General features: G+C 70.7%; 6 protein-coding genes and 1 pseudogene. 3 read left to right on the plus strand and 4 right to left on the minus strand.

Going from position 1 to position 5,861, the window contains the following annotated elements:
- The coding region (locus K4G64_RS37870) for an MFS transporter (RefSeq protein ID WP_260461532.1) at positions 1 to 1,343 on the plus strand (1,343 nt) is incomplete at its 5' end.
- A gap of 27 nt (positions 1,344 to 1,370) precedes the next feature.
- On the opposite strand, the gene K4G64_RS37875 is transcribed toward K4G64_RS37870, so the two are convergent.
- Both K4G64_RS37875 and K4G64_RS37880 read right to left on the minus strand, forming a co-directional pair.
- Entirely contained in the window at positions 1,371 to 1,931 is a 561-nt protein-coding gene (locus K4G64_RS37875) for a Uma2 family endonuclease (RefSeq protein WP_221760402.1), read from the minus strand.
- Positions 1,932 to 2,001: 70 nt separating this feature from the next.
- Positions 2,002 to 2,520, minus strand: a pseudogene (locus K4G64_RS37880) (GNAT family N-acetyltransferase); the annotation flags it as partial.
- A 25-nt stretch (positions 2,521 to 2,545) separates the two neighbouring features.
- Here K4G64_RS37880 and thpR point away from each other — a divergent pair.
- Positions 2,546 to 3,118: an RNA 2',3'-cyclic phosphodiesterase gene (gene thpR / locus K4G64_RS37885; protein ID WP_221760403.1), complete on the plus strand. Its 573-nt coding sequence runs from the start codon at positions 2,546 to 2,548 to the stop codon at positions 3,116 to 3,118.
- 198 nt (positions 3,119 to 3,316) lie between these two features.
- On the opposite strand, the gene K4G64_RS37895 is transcribed toward thpR, so the two are convergent.
- Together K4G64_RS37895 and K4G64_RS37900 are read right to left on the minus strand one after the other, a co-directional pair.
- Positions 3,317 to 4,309 carry an aldo/keto reductase gene (locus tag K4G64_RS37895; RefSeq protein WP_221760404.1) on the minus strand — a complete coding sequence of 331 codons (993 nt, stop codon included), beginning with the start codon at positions 4,307 to 4,309 and terminating at the stop codon, positions 3,317 to 3,319.
- 98 nt (positions 4,310 to 4,407) lie between these two features.
- Positions 4,408 to 5,082, minus strand: coding sequence for a GDSL-type esterase/lipase family protein (locus K4G64_RS37900; RefSeq protein WP_221760405.1), 675 nt, complete (start codon positions 5,080 to 5,082; stop codon positions 4,408 to 4,410).
- A gap of 123 nt (positions 5,083 to 5,205) precedes the next feature.
- On the opposite strand from K4G64_RS37900, the gene K4G64_RS37905 reads away from it, so the two are divergent.
- Positions 5,206 to 5,861: WD40 repeat domain-containing protein (locus K4G64_RS37905; RefSeq protein ID WP_221760406.1), on the plus strand; the 656-nt coding region annotated here is incomplete at its 3' end.

The following is a 5,861-nucleotide window of genomic DNA, read 5'->3' on the forward strand; positions in this document are numbered from 1 at the left end:
CACCTGATCCCCACGATTCCCCGCCCACCTCCGACGCACCCACCGCCCGGCCCGCCCGCAAATCCTCGATGTTCTCCTCTCTCACGGTGCGCAACTACCGCCTGTTCTTCATGGGGCAGGTCGTCTCCAACACCGGCACCTGGATGCAGCGCATCGCCCAGGACTGGCTGGTGCTCAGCCTCACCGGCTCCTCCGCCGCCGTCGGCATCACCACCGCCCTGCAGTTCCTGCCGATGCTGCTCTTCGGCCTCTACGGCGGTGTCCTCGTCGACCGGCTGCGCAAGCGGCCCACCCTGCTCGTGACACAGTCCTCGATGGCGCTCACGGCGATCGCCCTGGCCGTCCTCACCCTCACCGGGCAGGTCCAGGTGTGGCACGTGTACGTCGCCGCCTTCGCGGTCGGTCTCGCCACCGTCGTGGACAACCCGGCCCGGCAGTCCTTCGTCTCCGAGCTGGTCGGCCCGGGGCAGCTGCAGAACGCCGTCAGCCTGAACTCGGCGAACTTCCAGTCCGCCCGCCTCGTCGGCCCCGCCGTCGCGGGCATACTCATCACCGGCGTCGGCACCGGCTACGCGTTCCTCTTCAACGGCCTGTCCTTCATCGCGCCGCTCACCGGACTGCTGCTGATGCGCGCCCGTGAGCTGCACGTCGTGGAGCGCGCCCCGCGCGGCAAGGGACAGCTGCGGGAGGGCGTGCGGTACGTCACCGGCCGCCCGGAGCTGATCTGGCCGATCGTCCTGGTCGGCTTCGTCGGCACGTTCGCCTTCAACTTCCCCGTGTACCTCTCGGCGTTCGCGGACGACGTGTTCCACGCCGGGGCGGGCGCGTACAGCATGTTCAACACGCTGATGGCGGTCGGCTCGGTCGCGGGCGCACTGCTCGCGGCGCGGCGGGGCACGGCCCGGCTGCGGCTGCTGATCGTGGCGGCCATGGCCTTCGGCGCGCTGGAGATCGTGGCGGCGACGACCCCCACGCTGTGGATGTTCGCCCTGCTCATGGTCCCGCTGGGGCTGTTCGGCATGACGGTCAACGTCACCACGAACACCAGCATCCAGATGTCCACGGACCCCGCCATGCGCGGCCGGGTCATGGCCCTCTACATGATGATCTTCCTCGGTGGCTCACCGGTCGGCGCCCCGATCGTCGGCTGGGTCACCGACACCTACGGCGCCCGGGTCGGCCTGGCCGCGGGTGGTGCGGTGGCGGCACTCGCCGCGGCGGTGATCGGCCTGATCCTGGCCCGCGTCGGCAACCTGCGGTTGTCGGTGGGCTGGCACGGCGGGCATCCCCGGGTGCGGTTCGTGCCCCGGGAGCAGCAGGAGGCGCTGGCTCCGGCGGCGTAGTGCGGCGTAGTGCGGCGTAGTGCGGCGTCAGTCCCGGGGGAACTCGCCGGTCTCGAGGACGAGCCCGACCGCGGTGCCCGTCAGGTCGATCTCGTCCCCGAAGTCCAGGCTCAGCTCGCCCCGGTACTCGCCGTCCTTCGGCTTGGTGTGCAGGTGCCAGCGGCCGGTGTACGGATCCACGATCAGGTACACCGGCACGCCGGCGGCGGCGTAGGCGTCCTTCTTGGGGCCGTAGTCGTTGGCGCCGGTCTTCCTGGAGATCACCTCGGCGACGAACTCGACGTCCTGGTAGCGACACAGCCCCTTGGCGTTCTCCGCCGCGCCCTCCGCCATCACGGTCACGTCGGAGGCGAAGCCGTTGAGGTGGCCCGGGTAGTCGACGCGGACGTCGGACTTAACACGCTTGCGCGGATACTTCACGCGTAGTTGCTCGATGATGTTCGCGATGGTGTCCCAGTGGGCGTCCCGCTGAGGCGCCATGAAGATGTGCCCCCCGACGATCTCGACCCGGTAGCCCTCGGGGATGGGCATCCTCTCCACCCACTCGAACATCATGTCGAGGGTGAGATCGTTACTGCTGTCGGCCATCTCGGTCCTGTCTGTCAACACGGTTATCCGGGCGGTCGGCGGGACACGCCCGGTCCGCCGGACATGCCTGCACCCTCCGCACCAGCAGCTGCCCCGGCCACTTGTCCTCGCCGACCGTGAAGGCCTCCGTGCGGGTGAAGCCATTGGCCTCGTAGTAGCGGACGAGCTTGCCGTCGTCGCCGGCGTAGCAGTCGACGCGGAGGAGGGAGATGCCGGCGCGGCGGGTCTCCTCGGCGGCGTGCGCGAGCAGGGCGCTGCCCACGCCGTGTCCCTTGAAGCGGCGGTCCGAGGCCAGCCAGTGGATGTAGCGCTCGGGCTCGCCGGGCTGCGGGAGGTGGGAGAGGTAGGCGCCCGCCGAGCCGGTGAGGGTGAGGGTGCCGGCGGGGACACCGTCGACGTCGGCCATGAACACGCTGCCCTCCGCCATGTACCGGCCGACCGACTCCACGGTCTTCGGGCTCTGCGACAGCGGCTTCGTCCCCCACTGCCCCGTGCGCCCCTGGGAGACCAGCCACTCCACGCAGCTGTCGAGCATGCCGAGTATCGCGGGAATGTCGTCGGGCCCGCCGTCCCGGATGGTGATCCGCATCGCCCCATGGTGCCAGGCTGGCCCCATGAGACTCTTCGCCGCCCTGCTGCCCCCGGACGAAGTCTGCCGTGAACTCGGCGCCGTGGTCGACGAGTTGCGCAGACTGCCCGGCGCCGACGGCATGCGCTGGACCGGCCGCCCCGGCTGGCACTTCACGCTCGCCTTCTACGGGGAGGTCGACGACGGGCTCGTCCCCGCGCTGTCGGAGCGGCTGGAGCGGGCCGCGCGCCGTACCGAGCCCTTTCCGCTGGCCGTGCGGGGTGGCGGGCAGTTCGGGCACGGGAAGGCGCTGTGGGCCGGGGCCGAGGGGGACCTGGCGACCCTCCGGCTGCTGGCCGAGCGGGCCGAGGCGGCCGCACGGAAGGCGGGGGTGCCGATGGGGGAGCACCGGCGGTACAAGGCCCATCTGACCGTGGCGCGAAGCCGGGCGGCGGGGGACGTGCGGCCCTTCCTGGACACCCTCGCGGGTTTCACGGGCCGGACCTGGACCGTGCGGGAGCTCTGCCTGGTGCGGAGCGATCTGCCGACGTCCGGGGTCGCGGGGGAGCAGCCCCGGTACGAGGCGGTCGGGCGCTGGGCACTCGGGGGTGCCGGTTAGGCTCGATGCCGTGGACCCGAAAACCCGCAACCGGATCATGGCCGGTGTGCTCGTGCTGATGTTTCTCGTCGTCGCCCTCGCTTCCGTGATCGGGAGGTAGGGCAGGGGGCGGCGAGGGAACTGCGACCGACGGCCGCTCTCCGGCTGCGGGCCGGCGGGGGCCGGTCGCGCAGTTCCCCGCGCCCCTGAAGGGGCGGCCTACCAGGCAAAAGCTTCCGGGCTCGGGCCCGGCCCCGGGAAGATTTCGTCCAGGGCTGTCAGGAGGTCCTCCGAGAGGTCCAGCTCGGACGCGCGGACGGCGGAGGCGAGCTGTTCCGCGGTGCGCGGGCCGACGATCGGGCCGGTCACGCCGGGGCGGGTGAGCAGCCAGGCCAGGGCGGCCTCGCCGGGCTCGATGCCGTGCTTGTCGAGCAGGTCCTCGTAGGACTGGATCTGTGCGCGGGTGGCGGGGTCGGCGAGTGCGTCGGCCGCGCGGCCGGAGGCGCGGCGGCCGCCCTCGACCTCCTTCTTGAGGACACCGCCCAGCAGACCGCCGTGCAGTGGCGACCACGGGATGACGCCGAGTCCGTACTCCTGCGCGGCCGGGATGACCTCCATCTCGGCGCGCCGCTCGGCGAGGTTGTACAGGCACTGCTCGCTGACCAGGCCGATGGTCCCGCAGCGCCGGGCGGCGATCTCGTTGGCCTGGGCGATCTTGTAGCCGGGGAAGTTCGACGATCCGACGTAGAGGATCTTGCCCTGCTGGACCAGGACGTCGATCGCCTGCCAGATCTCGTCGAAGGGGGTGTCCCGGTCGACGTGGTGGAACTGGTAGACGTCGATGTGGTCCGTCTGGAGCCGCTTCAGGCTGGCGTCCACGGCCCGCCGGATGTTGAGCGCGGAGAGCTTGTCGTGGTTGGGCCAGGCCGGGCCGTCGGAGCCCATGTTGCCGTACACCTTCGTGGCGAGGACGACCTTGTCGCGTCGTCCCTCGCCCTTGGCGAACCAGTTGCCGATGATGCTCTCGGTACGGCCCTTGTTCTCGCCCCAGCCATAGACGTTGGCGGTGTCGAAGAGGTTGATGCCCGCGTCCAGCGCCGCGTCCATGATGGCGTGGCTGTCGGCCTCGTCGGTCTGCGGGCCGAAGTTCATGGTGCCGAGGACGAGCCGGCTGACCTTGAGTCCCGTGCGTCCGAGCTGCGTGTACTTCATGGTTCCCAGCCAACGTCTTGGAGTGCGCTCCAGGCAAGCGCCTGCCTGGGCGAGTGTGCTTTCCTCCACGTTCTCCCTACGCCCGTGGGGGGGGGGAGTTACCCCTCGTAGGGGCCGGCCAGGTCCCAGCCCTGGTGCATCGCCGCTGCGAAGGCCGCCGCGATCTTGTGCTCGCCGCTGGCGTTGGGGTGGGTGCCGTCGTAGGTGTCGGTGGCGACGTCGTACGCGGGCGGGGGTGAGGCCAGGAGGACGGGGGAGCCGGGTTCGTCGAGGTCGGCTGCCGTCTTGGCGAGGAGTTCGTTGAAGCGGGTGACCTCGCCGGCGAAGGCCGCGTCCGACTGTGCGCGCACGTTCGGGGTGACCGGCAGCCACACCATCCGCACCCGGCGGTTCGCCGCCCGGGCCTCGGCCGTGAAGGCCCGGACGTTCGCGGCGGTCTGCTCGGCGTTCGTGTAGAAGCCCAGGTCGATCAGGCCCAGGGAGACCAGCAGCACGTCCGCGCGGCAGGACCGCACCGCGTCGCCGATCAGCGGCGCCATGTGCTGCCAGCCCTCGCCCCAGCCGGCCAGGTGGGAGCGCGGGAAGTCCGGTTCGGCGTAGGCGTACGACACCGGGGCGTCGGCGAGCTTGTCGTAGAGCGTCTCGCGCGGGCCGACGAGCGTGCAGGGACCGGCGTAGGAACGGCACAGGTGCTGCCACAGCCGGTAGCGCCATGTGTGTTCGCCCGTGCTCCCGATCGTCATGGAGTCACCGACGGGCATGAACCTGAGCATCCGCTCATGATGAACGATCTCGACGGCCCACGGGGTGTGAGCCGGGACACGCCCCAAGTCCCGCCGTCGGCCCTGTGATCCATTACGCCGGTGAACCGCCGAGCCGGATGGCAGGCTTGGGGCATGCGCAGACCGTTCGCCCTTCTCGCCGCGGCCCTCCTCACGGGCGCCCTCGCCGTGCCCGCCTCCGCCGCCGACGGCGACGAGAAGTTCACGATCAAGGACCCGCGCATCACCGAGTCCAGCGGCCTGGCGGCCTCGCGGCAGCACCCCGGCGTCTACTGGACGCACAACGACAGCGACGACGGGGCGTATCTCTACGCCGTCGACAGCTCGACGGGCGAGACGGTCGCCACGATCACCATGTCCGGCGTCGGCAGCCCACGTGACGTCGAGGCCATCTCCATCGGCCCGGACAACCAGATCTACGTCGGCGACATCGGCGACAACCTCGGCGGCACCTGGCCGTACGTCTGGATCTACCGGCTGCCCGAGCCGAAGAACCTGCGCGACCAGACGATCAAGGCCACGCAGTACGTCGTGAAGTACTCCGACGGCGCGCGGGACGCCGAGTCCCTGGTCGTGCATCCGAAGACCGGCCGCGTCTACATCGTCGACAAGAACGAGAAGGGCGGACACCTCTTCGAGGGCCCGGCGCAGCTCTCCCCGTCCGGCTCCAACGTATTCCGCCCGGTCGCCGAGGTCCCCGACCTGGAGGCCACCGACGCCACGCTCTCCCCGAACGGCCAACACCTCGTCGTACGCAGCTACTTCGGCGC

It is taken from the genome of Streptomyces sp. WAC04114 (genome assembly GCF_019733245.1).
In the GTDB taxonomy this organism is placed as follows: domain Bacteria; phylum Actinomycetota; class Actinomycetes; order Streptomycetales; family Streptomycetaceae; genus Streptomyces; species Streptomyces massasporeus_A.